At 68.6% G+C, this 16,596-nt stretch carries 13 protein-coding genes; 11 read left to right on the top strand and 2 right to left on the bottom strand.

Features of this window, described 5'->3' with window-relative positions; all coding sequences use genetic code 11:
• Positions 1 to 9: 9 nt before the first annotated feature.
• On the bottom strand, positions 10 to 684 hold the full coding sequence (locus AC3WQZ_RS19645; protein WP_010813514.1) for an ankyrin repeat domain-containing protein: 675 nt from the start codon (positions 682 to 684) through the stop codon (positions 10 to 12).
• A gap of 257 nt (positions 685 to 941) precedes the next feature.
• Between AC3WQZ_RS19645 and AC3WQZ_RS19650 the strand changes: the two genes are divergently transcribed.
• The 11 genes from AC3WQZ_RS19650 (at position 942) to AC3WQZ_RS19700 (ending at position 15,349) form a co-directional block, all read left to right on the top strand.
• Positions 942 to 1,409, top strand: a complete 468-nt coding sequence (locus AC3WQZ_RS19650) for a nucleoside deaminase (RefSeq protein ID WP_081050362.1) — start codon at positions 942 to 944, stop codon at positions 1,407 to 1,409.
• A 363-nt stretch (positions 1,410 to 1,772) separates the two neighbouring features.
• The gene (locus AC3WQZ_RS19655; protein WP_010813516.1) at positions 1,773 to 1,982 is read left to right on the top strand and encodes a hypothetical protein; all 210 of its coding nucleotides are present in this window, start codon (positions 1,773 to 1,775) and stop codon (positions 1,980 to 1,982) included.
• Positions 1,983 to 2,048: 66 nt separating this feature from the next.
• Positions 2,049 to 2,744 (top strand): intradiol ring-cleavage dioxygenase, encoded by a 696-nt coding sequence (locus AC3WQZ_RS19660; RefSeq protein ID WP_010813517.1) that lies wholly within the window; start codon positions 2,049 to 2,051, stop codon positions 2,742 to 2,744.
• A 389-nt stretch (positions 2,745 to 3,133) separates the two neighbouring features.
• Positions 3,134 to 4,177 (top strand): TRAP transporter substrate-binding protein, encoded by a 1,044-nt coding sequence (locus AC3WQZ_RS19665; RefSeq protein WP_010814223.1) that lies wholly within the window; start codon positions 3,134 to 3,136, stop codon positions 4,175 to 4,177.
• 25 nt (positions 4,178 to 4,202) lie between these two features.
• Entirely contained in the window at positions 4,203 to 4,832 is a 630-nt protein-coding gene (locus tag AC3WQZ_RS19670) for a TRAP transporter small permease subunit (RefSeq protein WP_010814224.1), read from the top strand.
• Complete coding sequence (locus AC3WQZ_RS19675) at positions 4,829 to 6,748, top strand: TRAP transporter large permease (RefSeq protein WP_011616802.1); 1,920 nt, start codon at positions 4,829 to 4,831, stop codon at positions 6,746 to 6,748. The genes AC3WQZ_RS19670 and AC3WQZ_RS19675 overlap by 4 nt, the downstream gene beginning before the upstream one ends.
• Positions 6,749 to 6,792: 44 nt before the next feature.
• A complete protein-coding gene (locus AC3WQZ_RS19680) occupies positions 6,793 to 8,259 on the top strand; it encodes an MFS transporter (protein ID WP_492301101.1) in 1,467 nt (488 codons plus the stop codon).
• Between the two features lie 518 nt (positions 8,260 to 8,777).
• Entirely contained in the window at positions 8,778 to 10,160 is a 1,383-nt protein-coding gene (locus tag AC3WQZ_RS19685) for an HlyD family secretion protein (RefSeq protein ID WP_010814227.1), read from the top strand.
• A gap of 27 nt (positions 10,161 to 10,187) precedes the next feature.
• Positions 10,188 to 11,540, top strand: coding sequence for a hypothetical protein (locus AC3WQZ_RS19690; RefSeq protein ID WP_439669785.1), 1,353 nt, complete (start codon positions 10,188 to 10,190; stop codon positions 11,538 to 11,540).
• Between the two features lie 2 nt (positions 11,541 to 11,542).
• Positions 11,543 to 13,504, top strand: coding sequence for a glycosyltransferase (locus AC3WQZ_RS19695; RefSeq protein ID WP_010814229.1), 1,962 nt, complete (start codon positions 11,543 to 11,545; stop codon positions 13,502 to 13,504).
• Positions 13,505 to 13,552: 48 nt separating this feature from the next.
• Entirely contained in the window at positions 13,553 to 15,349 is a 1,797-nt protein-coding gene (locus AC3WQZ_RS19700) for an efflux transporter outer membrane subunit (protein WP_492301108.1), read from the top strand.
• A gap of 28 nt (positions 15,350 to 15,377) precedes the next feature.
• Here AC3WQZ_RS19700 and AC3WQZ_RS19705 read toward each other — a convergent pair whose 3' ends face one another.
• A complete protein-coding gene (locus AC3WQZ_RS19705) occupies positions 15,378 to 16,595 on the bottom strand; it encodes an acetyltransferase domain-containing protein (protein WP_492301102.1) in 1,218 nt (405 codons plus the stop codon).
• Position 16,596: the final 1 nt, after the last annotated feature.

Raw genomic sequence — 16,596 nt, forward strand, 5'->3', positions numbered from 1 at the left:
GCGCAGGGTTCAGCGTGCGCCGGCGGCGCTGAGAATCTGTTCGATCTGCGTATAGCCGCGCTGGCGCGCATGCTGCAGCGGCGACACGCCGTCGCCGTCGGCCAGGTTCACGTCGGCGCCCGCCTTGACCAGCAGGCGCACGATCTCGGTATGGGCCTGCCCGCCGTTGCCAAGGATGATGGCCTCCAGCAGGGCCGTCCACTTGAGCTTGTTGACATGGTTCACCGCCACGCCGGCCGCGATCAGCGTGCGCACGGTCTCGACATGGCCGCGCTCGGCGGCGGGAATCAGCGCGGTGCCGCCGTAGCGGTTGGTGCTGCGCAGGTCCGCGCCATGGGCCAGCGTCAGGCGCAGGATCTCGTTGTAGCCGCGCGCGCCGGCGTACAGGTAGGGGCTGTCGTGGATGGCATCTTTCGCGTTCACGTCGGCGCCGGCATCGACCAGGACCCTGGCCGCCTGCACGCGGTTGTGGTGCGTGGCCAGCAGCAGCGCCGTGCGTCCCTGCGCATCGCGGTCATCGATGCTGGCGCCCTGGCCAAGCAGTGCGGTGACCTGCGCGGCGTTGCCGCTGGCCGCGGCCTCGCGCAACTGTTGTTCGGGCGTGCCGCCGGCGGCGGCGGCTGGGGTGGATATCAGCATGGCAATGACCAGGGCAAGGCAGATGGACAGGCGCGCCGCCAGCATGTTCTTTCCTCCGTGCGGATGCCTCGGGTGTAAGGGGTGTCGATGCGGTCCGGTGCATTCTGTCATGCCGGCCACGCCGCGCGAAGTTATGGATTCGAATGCACGCCAGTGCCATCGCCAATAACCGGTGCTGCACGCGCAAGGCCCAAATACGCCCTATAACAACCCACGCCACCATGCCCGCGCACGCTGGCCTATAGTCCCGAGGCCCGAACCATCGTCCGCCTGCACGGGCCAGGCCTCAAGGGAGACAACGCGTGTCCACGACAGAAGCCTATCTGCTTGATTCCATCCGCCTCGCCATGGAGAACGTGCGCGAACGCAATACCTGGCCCTTTGGCGCCGTGGTCGTCAGGGACGGCGAGGTGCTGGCCCGCGCGGTCAACCAGGTAGACGCCACCTGCGACCCGAGTGCACACGCCGAAATGCAGGCCGTGCGCGCCGCCAGCCGGGCACTGGGCAAGCCGGACCTGAGCGGCTGCACGGTGTACGCCAGCGGCTACCCCTGCTCGATGTGCCTGTCGGCAATGTATCTGGCCGGCGTGAAGGCGGTCTACTACGCCTACTCCAATGAAGACGGCGAACCCTACGACCTGTCCGCGGAGCGCGGTTATATCGAGCTGGCCCGGCCGCTGGAGCAACGGGAGATGACGCTGGCCTATGTACCGGCGCGCGACGAGGGCATCGACCTGTACGAGGCGTGGCGCGAGCAGCAGGGCCGATAGACGCCGCGATGCGGCGCAAGCGGTGCAATGGGCGGTAGGCTGCCGCCCAATTCCACAGTATCGGCATGGCCATCACATTGTCATCGTGACAGGCTGATAATGAGCGGCGGATGACGATCACGGCGTGCGACGCCCGGTCACATGTAACCGCGAGCGGTTGCACGGAACCGCGTGCTGCCGGCCTCGTCAAACCAATTAGTCGCCGGAGACAGGATGCCGCGCCGCAGCATTTCACCGCGGCGCAGCACGCATGGGCGGCATGTGCCGCATCGTCTCCAGGGCTTCTGACAATCTTCCCGCGTTTGGCGCTGCTGCGCCGCGCAGACTCCCAGCAAACGCCCCCCTCTAGCCAAGGAGACGAACGTGCTGAGCCCGCATGAATTTGCCACGCTGCTATTGCTGAGCGACGGCCCCGATTCTCTCGATTCCAGCGATTCCCGCCAGATCGACCCCATCGACCTGAAGGCACTGGTCGAAAAGCAACTCGTACAACTTGAGATCCTGCATGGCCGCCGGCAGGAGCCGCGCATTACCAGCCACGGCTACTCGATGCTCAAGGCGATGGGACGCTGACGTCTCGGCGCCGGCGCGGCAGCACCACGCGCCGCAAGACGCACCCGGATCACCTCGGAGCCCACCATGACAGTGCGCCCGGCAATTGGCGCCGACAGCGCGGCAGCCACCGACGCGGCGCGCCGCCGCTTCCTGCATGAGTTGGGCGGCCTGCTTGCCGCTGCCGGCATCGCGCCCGCGGCGGCAGCGGCCACCCCCGCCGCCTGCCTGCTGACGCCCGCCGCCACCGAAGGCCCCTTCTACCTCGACGACGCCCTGGTGCGCACCGACATCCGCGACGACCGCCCTGGCCAACCCTTGCGGCTGTGCATCCGGGTGGTGGATGCCGGGCGCGGCTGCGCGCCGGTGCCGGGTGCGCTGGTCAGCATCTGGCACTGCGATGCCGACGGCAGCTACAGCGGCGAGGGCCGCGGCAACCGCCAGGCGCGTTTCCTGCGTGGCGTCCAGCCCACCAGCCAGGACGGCGTGGCCACGTTCACGTCGATCTATCCCGGCTGGTACGCGCCACGCGCCATCCATATCCACTTCAAGGTGCTGCTGGGGCGGTCGGAAGCCCTGACCAGCCAGCTGTACTTCAGCGATACCCTGAACCGCGAGGTGCTGGGCAGCCACCCGGCCTACCGCGCGCACGGCGTGCCGTCGCGCGCCACCACGCAGGACCCGATCGCGGGACCCCACCCGAACCAGATGCGCGTGCGCCAGGCTGCCGATGCAGCGGGGCTGCTGGAGGCCGAGTTCACGGTCGGCATCACCCGCACCTGAGCGCCCAGCCCCGGATCCGCGGCATCGGCGGGCCCCGCCACGAAGTGCGCGGGCCCACACCGCGCGGGTAATCCCTAGATTGTGGTTCCCTGTCCCTTTCCTACCATGAAGGGAATCACGGGCCACCTGCACGCCCGCTCCTGCCGCGCGGCCACTGGCCCGGCATGCTCCAGATTTCCCGACTTTTCCGATGTTCGCGTCAGTGGCGAGTTGTCTCGGCCCCCATGGCCGGCGCTCGCGGGTAATCCCACACATAGCAAATGGAGGCGGTCATGGCATCCAGGACGAGGAAAGCAGGCGCAGCAAAACCTGAAGCGGAAACCAAGCCAGGCGTTTCCCGGCGCGGCTTCCTTGGGGGGGCCGCCGGTGCGGCCGCGGGCGCCGCGGCAATGGGCTTCCCGGCCATCGTCAAGGCGCAAGGCCCGGTCACGATGCGCTGGCAGAGCACCTGGCCCACCAAGGACATCTTCCACGAGTTCGCCGGCGACTTCGTCACCAAGGTGAACAATATGTCGGGCGGCGACCTGAAGATCGAGCTGCTGCCCGCGGGCGCGGTGGTCAAGGCCTTCGACCTGATCGACGCGGTCAGCAAGGGCACGCTGGACGGCGGCCATGGCGTGATCGCGTACTGGTATGGCAAGAACTCGGCGCTGGCGCTGTGGGGCTCGGGCCCGGCCTGGGGCATGGACCCGAACATGCTGCTGGCCTGGCACAAGTACGGCGGCGGCAAGGAGTTGCAGCAGGAGATCTACCGCAGCCTCAACCTGGACGTGGTGTCGTTCCTGTATGGCCCGATGCCGACCCAGCCGCTGGGCTGGTTCAAGAAGCCCATCACCAAGCCGGAAGACTTCAAGGGGCTGAAGTTCCGCACGGTGGGGCTGTCGATCGACATCTTCACCGGCCTGGGCGCCGCGGTGAACGCGCTGCCGGGCGCGGAGATCGTGCCGGCGATGGACCGCGGGCTGCTCGATGCGGCCGAGTTCAACAACGCCAGCTCCGACCGCGCGCTGGGCTTCCAGGACGTGTCCAAGGTCTGCATGCTGCGCAGCTTCCACCAGCCCTCGGAGCAGTTCGAGATCCTGTTCAACCGCAAGCGCTATGACGCGCTGCCGGCCAAGCTCAAGGCGCTGATCGCCAACGCGGTGGAAGCGGCGTCCGCGGATATGTCGATCAAGGCGATCGACCGCTATTCCAAGGACTACCAGGCGCTGCAGAAGCAAGGCGTGAAGTTCTACGCGACCCCCAACTCGGTGCTGCAGGCGCAGTTGAAGGTATGGGATGAGATCGTGGCGCGCAAGGAAAAGGAAAACCCGATGTTCAAGAAGGTCAATGATTCGATGAAGGCCTTCGCCGAGCGCGCCACGCGCTGGCAGAACGACACTAACGTCGATTTCCGGCTGGCAACGAGCCACTACTTCTCCAAACGCACCTGAGCCGCGCCACTCCGGGGGCCATACCGTGCAACGCCTGCTGCTTGGCATCGACCGCATCAGCACCTTCGTCGGCCAGGCCGGCGCGTGGCTGATCATCGGGCTCACGCTGATGATCAGCTACGAGGTGTTCTCGCGCTATGCGCTGGGCACGCCGCACGCCTGGGTGTTCGATGCCAGCAATATGCTGTACGGCACGATGTTCATGCTGGCCGGCGCGTATACCCTGGCCAAGCGCGGCCACGTGCGCGGCGACATCCTTTATGGCTTCCTGCCGCCGCGGATGCAGGCGTCAATCGACCTGGTGCTCTACCTGGCCTTCTTCTTCCCCGGTGTGATCGCGCTGGCCTGGGCGGGCATCGATTTCTTCGAGGTCTCGCTGGCACAGGACGAACACTCTTCCATCGCCGCCGACGGTCCGCCGATCTATCCGTTCAAGGCAGTGATTCCCGTGGCCGGCGCGCTGCTTTTGCTGCAGGGCGTGGCCGAGACCATCCGCTGCATCCTGTGCCTGGCGAACGGCAGCTGGCCGCCGCGCGAAGGCGATGTCGAGGAAGTCGATGTCGAGCAGCTCAAGGAGATGGTGCAAGGCACCCCTACCGCTGAGCTGGCCGAGTCACCGCCGCCGCGCGACGACCAGCCTGGAGCCGGCCGATGAGGAAAGAACTGTGGTTCGGCATTTCCCTGATGGTGCTGATCGTCGGCGCCGTGGCGTGGTTCATGCCCGCGCCGGCGGACTGGACCAACGGACACCTCGGCCTGTTGATGCTGGCGCTGATCGTGGTGGCGATCATGCTGGGCTTCCCCACCGCGTTCACGCTGATGGGCATGGGCGTGCTGTTCTCCTGGCTGGCCTACCGCCACGCCGACCCCACGATCGCGGTGCAGCAGACGCTGGACCTGATGGTGCAGCGGGCCTATGCCGTCATGACCAACGACGTGCTGATCTCGATCCCGCTGTTCGTGTTCATGGGCTACCTGGTCGAGCGCTCCAACCTGATCGAAAAGCTCTTCCGCAGCCTGCACCTTGCGCTGGCGTGGATTCCCGGCTCGCTCGCGGTGGCCACGCTGGTGACCTGCGCGATCTTCGCGACCGCCACCGGCATCGTCGGCGCCGTGGTCACGCTGATGGGCCTGCTGGCCTTCCCCGCCATGCTGCGCGCGGGCTACAGCACGTCGCTGTCGGCCGGCGCGGTCACCGCGGGCGGTTGCCTGGGCATCCTGATCCCGCCGTCGGTGCTGCTGATCGTCTACGGCGCCACCGCGGGCGTGTCGGTGGTGCAGCTCTATGCGGGCGCGTTCTTCCCGGGCCTGATGCTGACCGGGCTCTATATCCTCTACCTCCTGATCCTGGCCAAGCTCAAGCCCGCGCTCGCGCCGCCGCTGCCGGAAGCCGAGCGGGTGGTGCCGCTGCCGCCGGTGGCGCGCACGCTGGAAGCCCGCGGCGCCACCCATGCCTTGCCTGCGCTCGGTGCCGGCCTGATGCGCGCGCTCAAGGGCCCGCGCAATGCCGACCTGCCGACGGCAGTGTTCGCGCGCCAGCTGGGCATCGTGCTGCTGCCGGCGATCGCCGTGGTATTGGTGATGGGAACGATATACAGCGTGGTCACCGCGCCCGCCGCCAGCGTCGCGGTGGAGGCACCGCTGTCGATGGGAGGCGCCGAGGAAAGCAGCGCATCACTCGACGACCTGCAGGCGCCGCCAGTGGAAGAATCCGCTGCGCCCGCAGCGCCGGCCGCTCCCGCCGCTACCACCCCTGCACCGACGACCGCAGCGCAAGCCGGGGCGCAGCCAGCGCCAGTGCCGGCGGCGGCTGCAGTATCCGCACCCCGCTGGTTCTGGATCACGCTGGCGGCCGTGGCGGCGGTGCTGGTGTACTTCTACTGGCGCTTCAGCTTCGCGCGGCTGGAAATCTTCAAGATGCTGCTGTCGTCGTTCTTCCCGCTGGCGCTGCTGATCCTGGCGGTGCTGGGCTCGATCGTGTTCGGGCTGGCCACGCCGACCGAAGCCGCGGCGGTGGGCTCGCTCGGCGGCGCGCTGCTGGCGGCAGCGTACCGGCAGCTGAACTTCCGCGTGGTCAAGGAATCGGTGCTGCTGACGGCCAAGACCAGCGCCATGGTGTGCTGGCTGTTCGTGGGCTCGTCGATCTTCTCTGCCGCGTTCGCGCTGCTGGGCGGACAGGCGCTGGTCGAGCAGTGGGTGCTGTCGCTGAACCTGTCGCCGGTGCAGTTCATGATCCTGGCGCAGCTGATCATTTTCCTGCTCGGCTGGCCGCTGGAATGGACCGAGATCATCATCATCTTCATGCCGATCTTTATCCCGCTGCTGGATAACTTCGGCATCGACCCGCTGTTCTTCGGGCTGCTGGTGGCGCTGAACCTGCAGACCGCCTTCCTGTCGCCGCCGGTGGCAATGGCCGCGTTCTACCTGAAGGGCGTGGCGCCGCCGCATGTCACGCTGAACCAGATCTTCCTGGGCATGCTGCCGTTCATGGGCATCCAGCTGATTGCGCTGGTGCTGCTCTACGTCTTCCCCGGCATCGGCCTCTGGCTGCCCACGGTGCTGTACCGCTGAACGCTGCGGCACCCGTTTGCACCCGTTTCCTATACTGGTTGGCAATGCCAACCGATACCGCCCTCGCCAGCCTTCCCGTCGACACCGCATTCCGCACCGACATTCCGGGGCGGCTGGACCGCCTGCCATGGTCGCGCTGGCACTGGCGCATGGCGATTGCGCTGGGCGTCGCCTGGGTCCTCGATGGCCTCGAAGTCACGCTGGTGGGCTCGGTCGGCGCCGTGCTGGAGCGCCCCGATACGCTGGGCCTGACCGCGACGCAGGTCGGCTGGTCAGGCTCGCTCTATATCGCCGGCGCGGTGCTGGGGGCGCTGGTGTTCGGGCGCATGGCCGACCGGCTCGGGCGCAAGCGGCTGTTCCTGGCCACGCTCGCGGTCTACATGGTGGCGACGCTGGCCACCGCGTTCTCTCCCGGCTTTGCCTTCTTTGCGGCCTGCCGCTTTTTTACCGGCCTTGGCATCGGCGGCGAATACGCGGCCATCAATTCCGCCATCGACGAACTGATCCCGGCGCGCGTGCGCGGGCGCGTCAATCTGGCCATCAACGGCAGCTTCTGGCTGGGCGCGGCACTCGGCGCCGGGTTGAGCCTGGTGCTGCTCGATGCGCGCGTGTTCGGCCCGGTCTGGGGCTGGCGCGTCTGCTTCGCGCTGGGCGCGGTACTGGCCGTGGCCATCGTGCTGGTGCGCAAGCATGTGCCGGAGAGCCCGCGCTGGCTTGCCACCCATGGCCGGCTGGAAGAGGCCGAGCGCGTGATCGCCGCGATCGAGGCCGAGGTGCGCGCCCGCCATGGCCCGCTGCCGCCGGTGGCACCGGATTGCGTCGCGGTGGCGATGCGCCGGCGCGCCGCGCCGGGCGTGGGCGAAGTCATGCGCCTGCTGTTGCGGCGCTTCCGCCGCCGCAGCATGATCACGCTGGCGCTGATGGTGGCGCAGGCCTTCTTCTACAACGCAATCTTCTTCACTTATGCGCTGGTGCTGACACGCTTCTATGCCGTGCCGGAAGCGCGCGTGGCGCTGTATATCTTTCCCTTTGCGTTGGGCAACGCGCTGGGGCCGCTGCTGCTTGGCCCGTTGTTCGACCACATCGGGCGCCGGCGCATGATTGCCGCCACCTACGTGCTGTCCGGCATCGGGCTGGCACTGACCGGCTGGGCCTTCGTTGAAGGCTGGCTCGATGCGCGCGGCCAGGCGCTGTGCTGGTCGGCGGTGTTCTTCCTGGCCTCGGCCGCGGCCAGCTCCGCCTACCTGACCGCCAGCGAAGTCTTCCCGCTGGAAATGCGCGCGCTGGCGATCTCGGTGTTCTACGCCGTGGGCACCGGCACCGGCGGCTTTATCGCGCCGGTGCTGCTGGGCGCGCTGATTGAAAGCGGCAGCCGCGAAGCCGTGGCGGCAGGCTACGGCTTCGGCGCGCTGCTGGTGATCGTCGCCGGGCTGCTGGCATTGCGCTTCGGCATCGACGCCGAACGGCGGCCGCTGGAGCACATCGCGCCGCCACTCGCCGCCGACGATTAGCCGCGTCACGGCAGCGCGCGTCAGCTGCCATCGCTGCCGGATTCAACTCCTTCACCAGCGTCAAAACCCCGTCAATGTGTGCTGCATTCGTCGTGCAACGGCATGCCATGTTACTGCCGTATTAAGCAGTGCTACAGCCTCCCCTTACACATTTTTACAGCACGCGACGGGGCAACTGACTAGCCTTTAACTCACACGCGGTGGCCTGAGTGCATGAATCTTTGCGTCAGCGGGCTGCCACTTCTTGGCCATTGACTGGCCATTGTTCAACTCTGCCCGGATGAAGCCGGGCAAATCCAGGGGCCGCTTGTCGGCCCGAATGCAAGGCGCGCCGATACGGCCTGGCCACATCGAGCGTGCTGCAGACAACAAGCTGAATTGGGGACATGCAAGCCGGGCACCGCGCGACAGCCCTTGCGCGACGCTACCCGCTTGCGTGGAATTTTCGCTCATCCGGCATGCACCCTGTGCATGCCGGCGGGGACGCTTTTTGACTTTGCTTGCCGGAGAACAACACCATGGCCGACCAGCGCAATAATCCGCCACCCAGACAACACCCGCTGACACCGGCTCCGCTGCGCCAGCCCCACGGCGACGGCCTGGTGCAACGCCCGCAGCCCGTTACCGTGCCGCTCTGGCACATCGTGCCGCGCATGGCGGGCTACGGCGTGGTGCTGTTCATCATCTGGGCCGTACTGACAATCATGTTTCCAAATGTGTTTACGCGCTCGTCGGAGCGGGCCGTGGTGAACAGTCCGGTCAGCCTGGTGACTTCTCCCGTGGAAGGCATCGTGACGAAGCAGATGGTGGCCGCGGGCCAGTCGTTCTCGGCCAACCAGGCGCTGATGATCGTGCAGAACCCGAACATCGACCGTTCGCTGCTGGTCGACCTGACCGGCAAGAAGCTCGACAACCAGCAGCGCCATGACTCCGCCCGCGCGCGGCTGGAAAGCAACCGCCGGCTGATGGCCGCCACCGAGCAGGACCTGCAGCGCTACAACAGCGCTGCGCAACGCGAGCACGGTGCGCGCGTGCGCGCCCTGGAGGCGCGCCTGGCATCGGCCCGGGCACAGGAAGACCAGCAGCAGGAAGTGGTCAACCGCAACCAGAACATGCAGTGGGCCGGGGCCGTCAGCGAGGCCTACACCAATGCCTCGCGCTACCAGCTGTCGATGCTTTCCAATGCCAAGGCAGCGGCCAAGGCCGAGCTCGATAACGCAGTCAGCGTGAGCGAGGCCGCGCGCAACAAGGTCTATGCCTCATCCACCGACGGCCCCAGCGCCACGCTGGCCCAGCGGCGCCAGGTACTGGGCGCGGAATCGGCACAGCTGACGGCAGAGCTGGAACAACTGGAGGCCTATGGCAAGTCGGTGGACGAGATGATCGCCACGGAACAGGAACGCCTCGACCGGCTTTCGAACCTGGAGATCCGCTCGGCCGAACCCGGCACCATCGAAGACCTGATCGCGCAGCCCGGCATGCGCGTGGCCGCCGGCGCCACCCTGGCGCGCGCCAGCAACTGCGCGCAGACGCGCGTGGTTGCGGTGTTCCCGCGCAGCCTCAGCGACAACCTGCTGCCCGGTGCACGGCTGAACGTGAATGTCGACGGCGTGCCCACGGCGTTGCCGGCATCGGTGGCAGAGGTACTGCCGCGCGCGCCGGACGGCGACCAGGCGCGTTACTTCGTGCCCTTCCCGCCGATCGAGAAGAACGAGATCTATGTGATCGCCAAGCTCGACCGCCCGCTGGGCAACGTGCCCGGCAAGGCTGGCGGGGCGTCAGGGGCAGCAGCACGGGCAGCGGCAGGGCCAACCCAGTCCGGCCATTGCGGCATGGGCCGCTGGGCGCGCGTGACGCTGAACCAGAGCTGGCTGGGCCAGCTGCGGGCATCGCTGATATAACCGCCGACGCAGGCAAAGGAGACCCGGATGCGACTGCCGATCCCGACTGCACGCCTGCCCCGCCTGGTTGCCGGCGCGCTGCTTCCCGCCGTGCTCGCGCTGGCGCCAGGCGCGGCGCGCGCTGCCGAGCCTGCCCAGCAGACCCTGCTGGCCGACGGCTGCAAGACCCTGGCCGAGCGCGTCAGCCGTGAAAGCGGCAACGGCCCCTTGTTTCTCGCCAGCTATGAGCCGGCGCCGGGCGGCGGGCCGCTGGCCCCGGCGCTGCGCAATGCCGCCTTCGTCTACGACAACGCGCTGGCCGGCATCGCGCTGGTGGCCTGCAAGCGTCCCGCCGAAGCGCGCCGCATTGCCGACGCCGTGCTGCAGGCAACCCGCCAGGACCGCCACTTCCGCGATGCGCGCCTGCGCAACGCCTATCGCGCCGGCCCGCTGCCGGCCGGCGCGGTGCCCCTGCCAGGCTGGTGGGACGAGCCCAGCAAGCGCTGGTTTGAAGATGCCTACCAGGCCGGCACTGCCACCGGTAACGTGGCCTGGGCCGCGCTGCTGCTGCTGGCCGTGCATGAGGCCACCCGCGATGCGCGCTACCTGGATGGCGCCGCCGCGCTGATGGGCTGGGTGCATGCCACCGTGCCCGACACGGGCGCGCCCGCCGGCTATATCGGCGGCTTCTTCGGCCATGAGCCGAAGCAGACCCGCCAGGGCTGGAAATCAACCGAGCACAACGTCGATACCTATGCCGCCTTCAGCTGGCTCGCCAGCCAGCGCAACGATCCGCGCTGGCGCGACGGCGCGGCGCGCTCGCGCGGCTTTGTCGGCGCCATGTGGCAGGCGCGCGAGGGCCGCTTCATCATCGGCACACGCGACGATGGGCGCGCGCCAAACGCCGGCCCGTCCGCGCTGGATGCGGTGCTGTGGCCGCTGATCGCGATCCCGGACCCGCCGCAGGACTGGCGCCGCAACCTGGCGTGGGTGGAGGCCAAGCACCGCGCCGGCGCGGGCTACGGCTTCAAGGGCGGCCCCGACGGCATCTGGACCGAAGGCACCGGGCAGGCCGCGCTGGTGCTGCAGGCCGCCGGGCAGGCGCAACAGGCGCAGCCACTGTGGCAGCTGCTGCTGTCGCAGCGGGCGCCGTCCGGGATGCTCTACGCCACGCCCGAGGCGCGCATCAGCACCGGGCTGTCGATCGGGCCCACCTCGACCACGGAGGACTTCCACTACTTCCACCTGCCCCACCTGGGCGCCACTGCATGGGCCGTGCTGGCCGCGGCGCGCTGGAACCCCTTCCGTCCGGGCGGATGCCTGGAACCGTCCTGCCCGCCGCCGGCCATTGCGGCCGCGGCACCTGCAACCACCCCTATCAACACCGCCGCCAAGGAGTGACGATGTTCGCCCTGTTTCTGGAAAACCAGACGCTGCTGGTCATCAATGGCGGCGTGCTGCTGGCGATGGTGCTGCTCTCGATGCTGTGCCGGCAAGACCGGCCGGCGGACCGCGTGCTGTTCGGCGGCGTCACCGCCTTGCTGCTGGCGGTATACCTGACCTGGCGCGTCCGCGAAACGCTGCCCGACTGGCAGATGAACTTCGCCAGCGTGTGGGCCCATGTGTTCTTTGCCTTCGAATGCATGACGCTGGCCTATACGCTGCTGTCGATCGTGGTGCTGGCGCGCACCAGCAACCACACCCCCGACGCCGACGCGGGCGAGGCCGCCTTGCGCCGCGCGAAGCAGGTGCCGCCGGTGGACATCTTCATCGCCACCTACAACGAAGGCCTGGACATTTTGGAGAAGACCATTGTCTCGGCGCTGGCGATCGACTATCCCGACTTCCGCGTCTGGGTGCTGGACGACACCCGCCGCGACTGGCTGCGCGAGTTCTGCGAACGGGTCGGCGCGCACTACGTGACGCGCCCGGACAACGCCCACGCCAAGGCCGGCAATCTCAACAACGGCCTGCGCCACAGCGCCGCGGCCGGCGGCGCGCCCTACATCCTGGTGCTGGACGCCGACTTCGCGCCGCATCGCAATATCCTGCTGCGCACCGTGGGGCTGTTCAGCGATGCGCGCGTGGGCGTGGTGCAGACACCCCAGTTCTATTACAACGCGGATCCGATCCAGTACAACCTGCGCGCCACCGAATGCTGGGTCGATGAGCAACGCGCCTTCTTCGACGTGATGCAGCCGGCCAAGGACGCCTGGGGCGCGGCGTTCTGCATCGGCACCTCGTTCGTGGTGCGGCGCGACCTGATCGACCTGATCGGCGGCTTCCCCACCGGCACGGTGACCGAGGACATCCACCTGACCTACCGGCTGCTGCCGCACGGCTATATCACGCGCTGGCTCAATGAGCGCCTGAGCGTGGGCCTGTCAGCCGAAGGCCTGCCCGAGTACATCAGCCAGCGCAGCCGCTGGGGGCTGGGCACGATCCAGGTGGCGCTGACCGCGGACGGGCCGCTGCGCGGGCGCGGCTACACCGGGATGCAGCGGCTGCACTACGTGCACGGCCTGTTGCACTGGCTGTCGCGGCCATTCACGCTGATGCTGCTGGCAGGGCCGCTGCTGTACTGGTACCTCGGCGTCTCCACCCTGTATGGCGAGCCGCTGCAGTTTCTCGCCTACGGCCTGCCGGCGCTGGTGGCGTACTGGGCGTACAGCATCTGGATCACCGGCCAGCGCGCGCTGCCGATCTTCACCGAAGTCACGCAGATCGTGGCGGCGCTGGCCGTCACCGCATCGCTGGTGAGCGCGATGTTCAAGCCGTTCGGACGGCCTTTCAAGGTGACCAACAAGGGGCTGGACCGCTCCAAACTGGTGATCCACGGCAAGTTCGCTGCACTGTACGCGGGGCTGCTGGGCTTCTCCGCGCTGGGACTGGGCCGCGCCCTGGTGGTGGACCCCGATGCGCAAGGGCTCGCCTTCAACACCATCTGGACCGGGGTGGCGCTGATGCTGTACCTGGCCTCGCTGCTGGTCTGCGTGGAACTGCCGCGCCCGCGCAAGGAAGAGCGCTTCCCGCACCGCGCGGCAGCGCTGCTGCGCGTGGATGGCAAGGAATACCGCGTGACCACCAGGGATCTTTCCTGCAACGGCGTTGCCGTCACCACGCCGCTGGCGCCGGCCATTCCAGCCGGCACCGAGGGCGCGCTGTGGCTGGCGCAGGCCGGCTGGATCCCGTGCCGCGTGGTGCGCCGCGACGGCCAGTTGCTGGGCATCGCCCTGAACGCCGGCATGGCGGCGCGCCACGCGCTGATCCGGCTGCTGTTCACCGATCCCGCACACAACATTGCCCGGCAGGGGCAGCCCAAGCTGGCGCTGTCGCGCTTTGTGCGGCGCGCGCTGCTGGGCTGAACCATGCCAGATAACAATCCCCACTCTCCGGAACCATCCATGCGAAGCCTGCCACGCCCCCGTCCCCTGCCCCCGCCGCGCCTGCTGCTGCCCGGCGCACTCGTGCTGGCCCTTGCTGCCTGCACGCTCGAACCGCAGTACCAGCGCCCCGACGCGCCGGTCCCGTCGGCGTGGCCGGAGGGCGCTGCCTACCGCACCCCGCAGGCCGGTGCGGCGCAGCCGGGCCAGCCGGCTCAACCCGCCGGCCCTTCGGCCGCGGACCTGGGATGGCGCGATGTTTTCGTCGACCCGCAACTGCGCCAGCTGATCGAACTGGCGCTGGCCAACAACCGCGACCTGCGCATGGCCACGCTTGCCATCGACGAAGCGCGCGCGCTGTACCAGATCGAGCGCGCGGCGCAGTTCCCCACGGTGGAAGGCAATGCCGGCATGGTCTCGCAGCGGTTGCCGCAACGGCTGCGCGCGGCGGGCCAGTCGCCGCAGATCACCACCTACAACGCGGGCATCGGCTTTACGGCGTTCGAGCTTGATTTCTTCGGCCGGGTGCGCAGCCTCAAGCATGCCGCGCTCGAGGAATACATGGCCACCGAGGAAGCGCGCCGCAGCGCGCAGATCAGCCTGGTGTCCGAGGTGGCCAACGCCTACCTGACGCTGCTGGCCGACCGCGCGCTGCTGAAGCTGTCGCAGGACACGCTGAAGACGCAGCAGGACGCGGCGGAGATGGTGCGGCGCGGGCGGCAGGTTGGTGCGATGGCGCAGCTGGACCAGCATCGCGCGCAAACCCAGGTGCAGACCTCGCAGGTCGGCGTTGAGCAATACACGCGGCAGGTGGCGCAGGATGAGAACGCGCTGTCCTTGCTGATCGGCGGCCCGTTGCCGAAATCCGTGACCGATGCCGGCGCGGCAACGGCCAACGCCAACGCCGCCGCGCGAGATCCGCTGGACGCGCGCACCCTGGTGAGCGAGTTCCCCGAAGGGCTGCCGTCCAGCGTGCTGGTGCGCCGCCCTGACATCCTCAACGCCGAACACCGCCTCAAGGCGGCCAACGCCAATATCGGCGCGGCACGCGCGGCGTTCTTCCCGCGCATCTCGCTGACCGGCGCGCTGGGCGTGGCCAGCAGCAGCCTGGCGGGGCTGTTCTCCGGCGGCATGGCATGGGTGTTCGCGCCGCAGCTGACCGTGCCGATCTTCGACGCCGGCCGCAACCGGGCCGGGCTGGATGCGGCCAACGTGCGCAAGGACATCAACATCGCCAACTACGAGAAGACCATCCAGACCGCGTTCCGCGAAGTGGCCGACAGCATGGCGGCACGCGCCACCTACGAGCGCCAGGTGCAGGCGCAGGAAGCGCTGGTGCGCGAAGGCAGCGAGACCCGGCGGCTGTCGGAAATGCGTTTCAAGAACGGCGTGGACGACTACTTCGGCGTGTTCGACGCGCAGCGCCAGCTCTACACCGCGCAGCAGGCGCTGATCACGTACAAGCTGGCCGGCCTGACCAGCCGCGTATCGCTGTACAAGTCGCTCGGCGGCGGCTGGCGCGAGGTGACCGAGGCCGCCCCGGCGGCCAATGGCGGCGCACGCCAGGCACCCGCCGCGCGGCCGCAAGCCGCGGCACAGCCCCAGGCGGTGGCACGGCCTCAAGCCGTGGCGCAGCCGCAGGCCGTGGCGCAACCTCCAGCCGCGGCGCAACCTCAGGCCGTGGCACGGCCCCAAGCCGCCGCACAGCCTCAAGCCGTGGCACCGGCTCAGGCAGCAGCCCAGCCCCAGGCCGCAGCGCAACCTCAGGCTCCGGCGCAATCCCCGGCGGCGGCACAGCCGGCACCCGTCGCGGCCACGCCGCGCTGAGCCGGGACGTGCGGGACCCAGGCGCTGGTCAGAAGTACTTCAGCCAGCGCCAGTCCCGCCGCCTTGCTTTCAGCGCCGCGAACCAGCGCACCGCCGGCCACAGCGCCAGGGCGAGCACGGCCGCGCCCAGCCACAGCTGCCAGACGTGGTCGAGGCCGAACACCTTGCCCTGGTTCAGGCCCCAGCGGTGCACGCAAGCCTGGTACAGCCCCTGCAGCACGTAGAGGTGCAGCAGGTAGAAGAACATCGGCACGGCGCCGAACACGGCCAGGCGCCGCGCGATCCAGCCGCCCTGCGCTCGCTCCAGCCACACCAGCAGCAACCAGCCCACGCCCAGTGTCAGCAGCAGGAACAGCAGCGACGGCGGGTATTTGGTGACGTTGAGGAAGCTCATCGCGGTATGCAAGGCGTCGCTGCCCGCCAGCCATTTCTGCTCTTGCCCGTAGCCGTTCAGCGCGCGCAGCACCGCAAAGCCTGCCAGCGCCGCCAGCCCGCATCCAGCCAGCCGCCGCTGCCGTACCGCGGCAGGCACCGTGACGGCAAACCACGGCCCCGCCGCATAGCCCAGCGCGATCACGCCGATCCACGGCAGCACCGGGTATGAGGTACGCACCCTGAAACCATCAGCCACCTCGATCCAGGTGCGGTCGTGCAGGATGGCCCAGGGCACGTGCCAGGCGCTGTCCACCGGGAAATGCAGCGGGCTCAGCAGGTTGTGGCCGGCAACCAGCGCAATGCCCGCGGCAATCAGCACTGCCCGCGGCAGCCACACCAGTGCCGCCAGCGCCATCATGCTCAGGCCGATGGCCCAGATCACCTGCAGGTAGATCACCTGCGGCGGCAAGGTCCCGGTCCAGGCAAAGCCGACCAGCGTCACCTCCAGCAGCACCAGGAACACGCCGCGCCTGAGCAGGAAGCCGCTGACGGCGCGCCGGTCGTTCCCGGCGGCACCGTAGAGCCACACCGATATGCCGGCCAGCCAGATGAAAACCGGTGCGCACAGATGCGCGGCGAGCCGGCTGAAGAAAAGTGCCGGAGAGGTCGTGGCGACATCCATGGGATCGGCCACCTGGACGTGCAGGAAGAACATGTCCCGCACGTGGTCCAGCAGCATGATCAGGATCACCAGTCCGCGCAGAGCGTCGATGGACAGCAGCCGGCCGCCGGCCGGCCGCGCGACCGCGGCAGAAGGGAAGACTGTCGGAGAAGGCAGGGGCGCGGCAGTGCGCGCCTTGGCTGGCAGCATC

It is taken from the genome of Cupriavidus sp. FW305-26, from assembly GCF_058787975.1.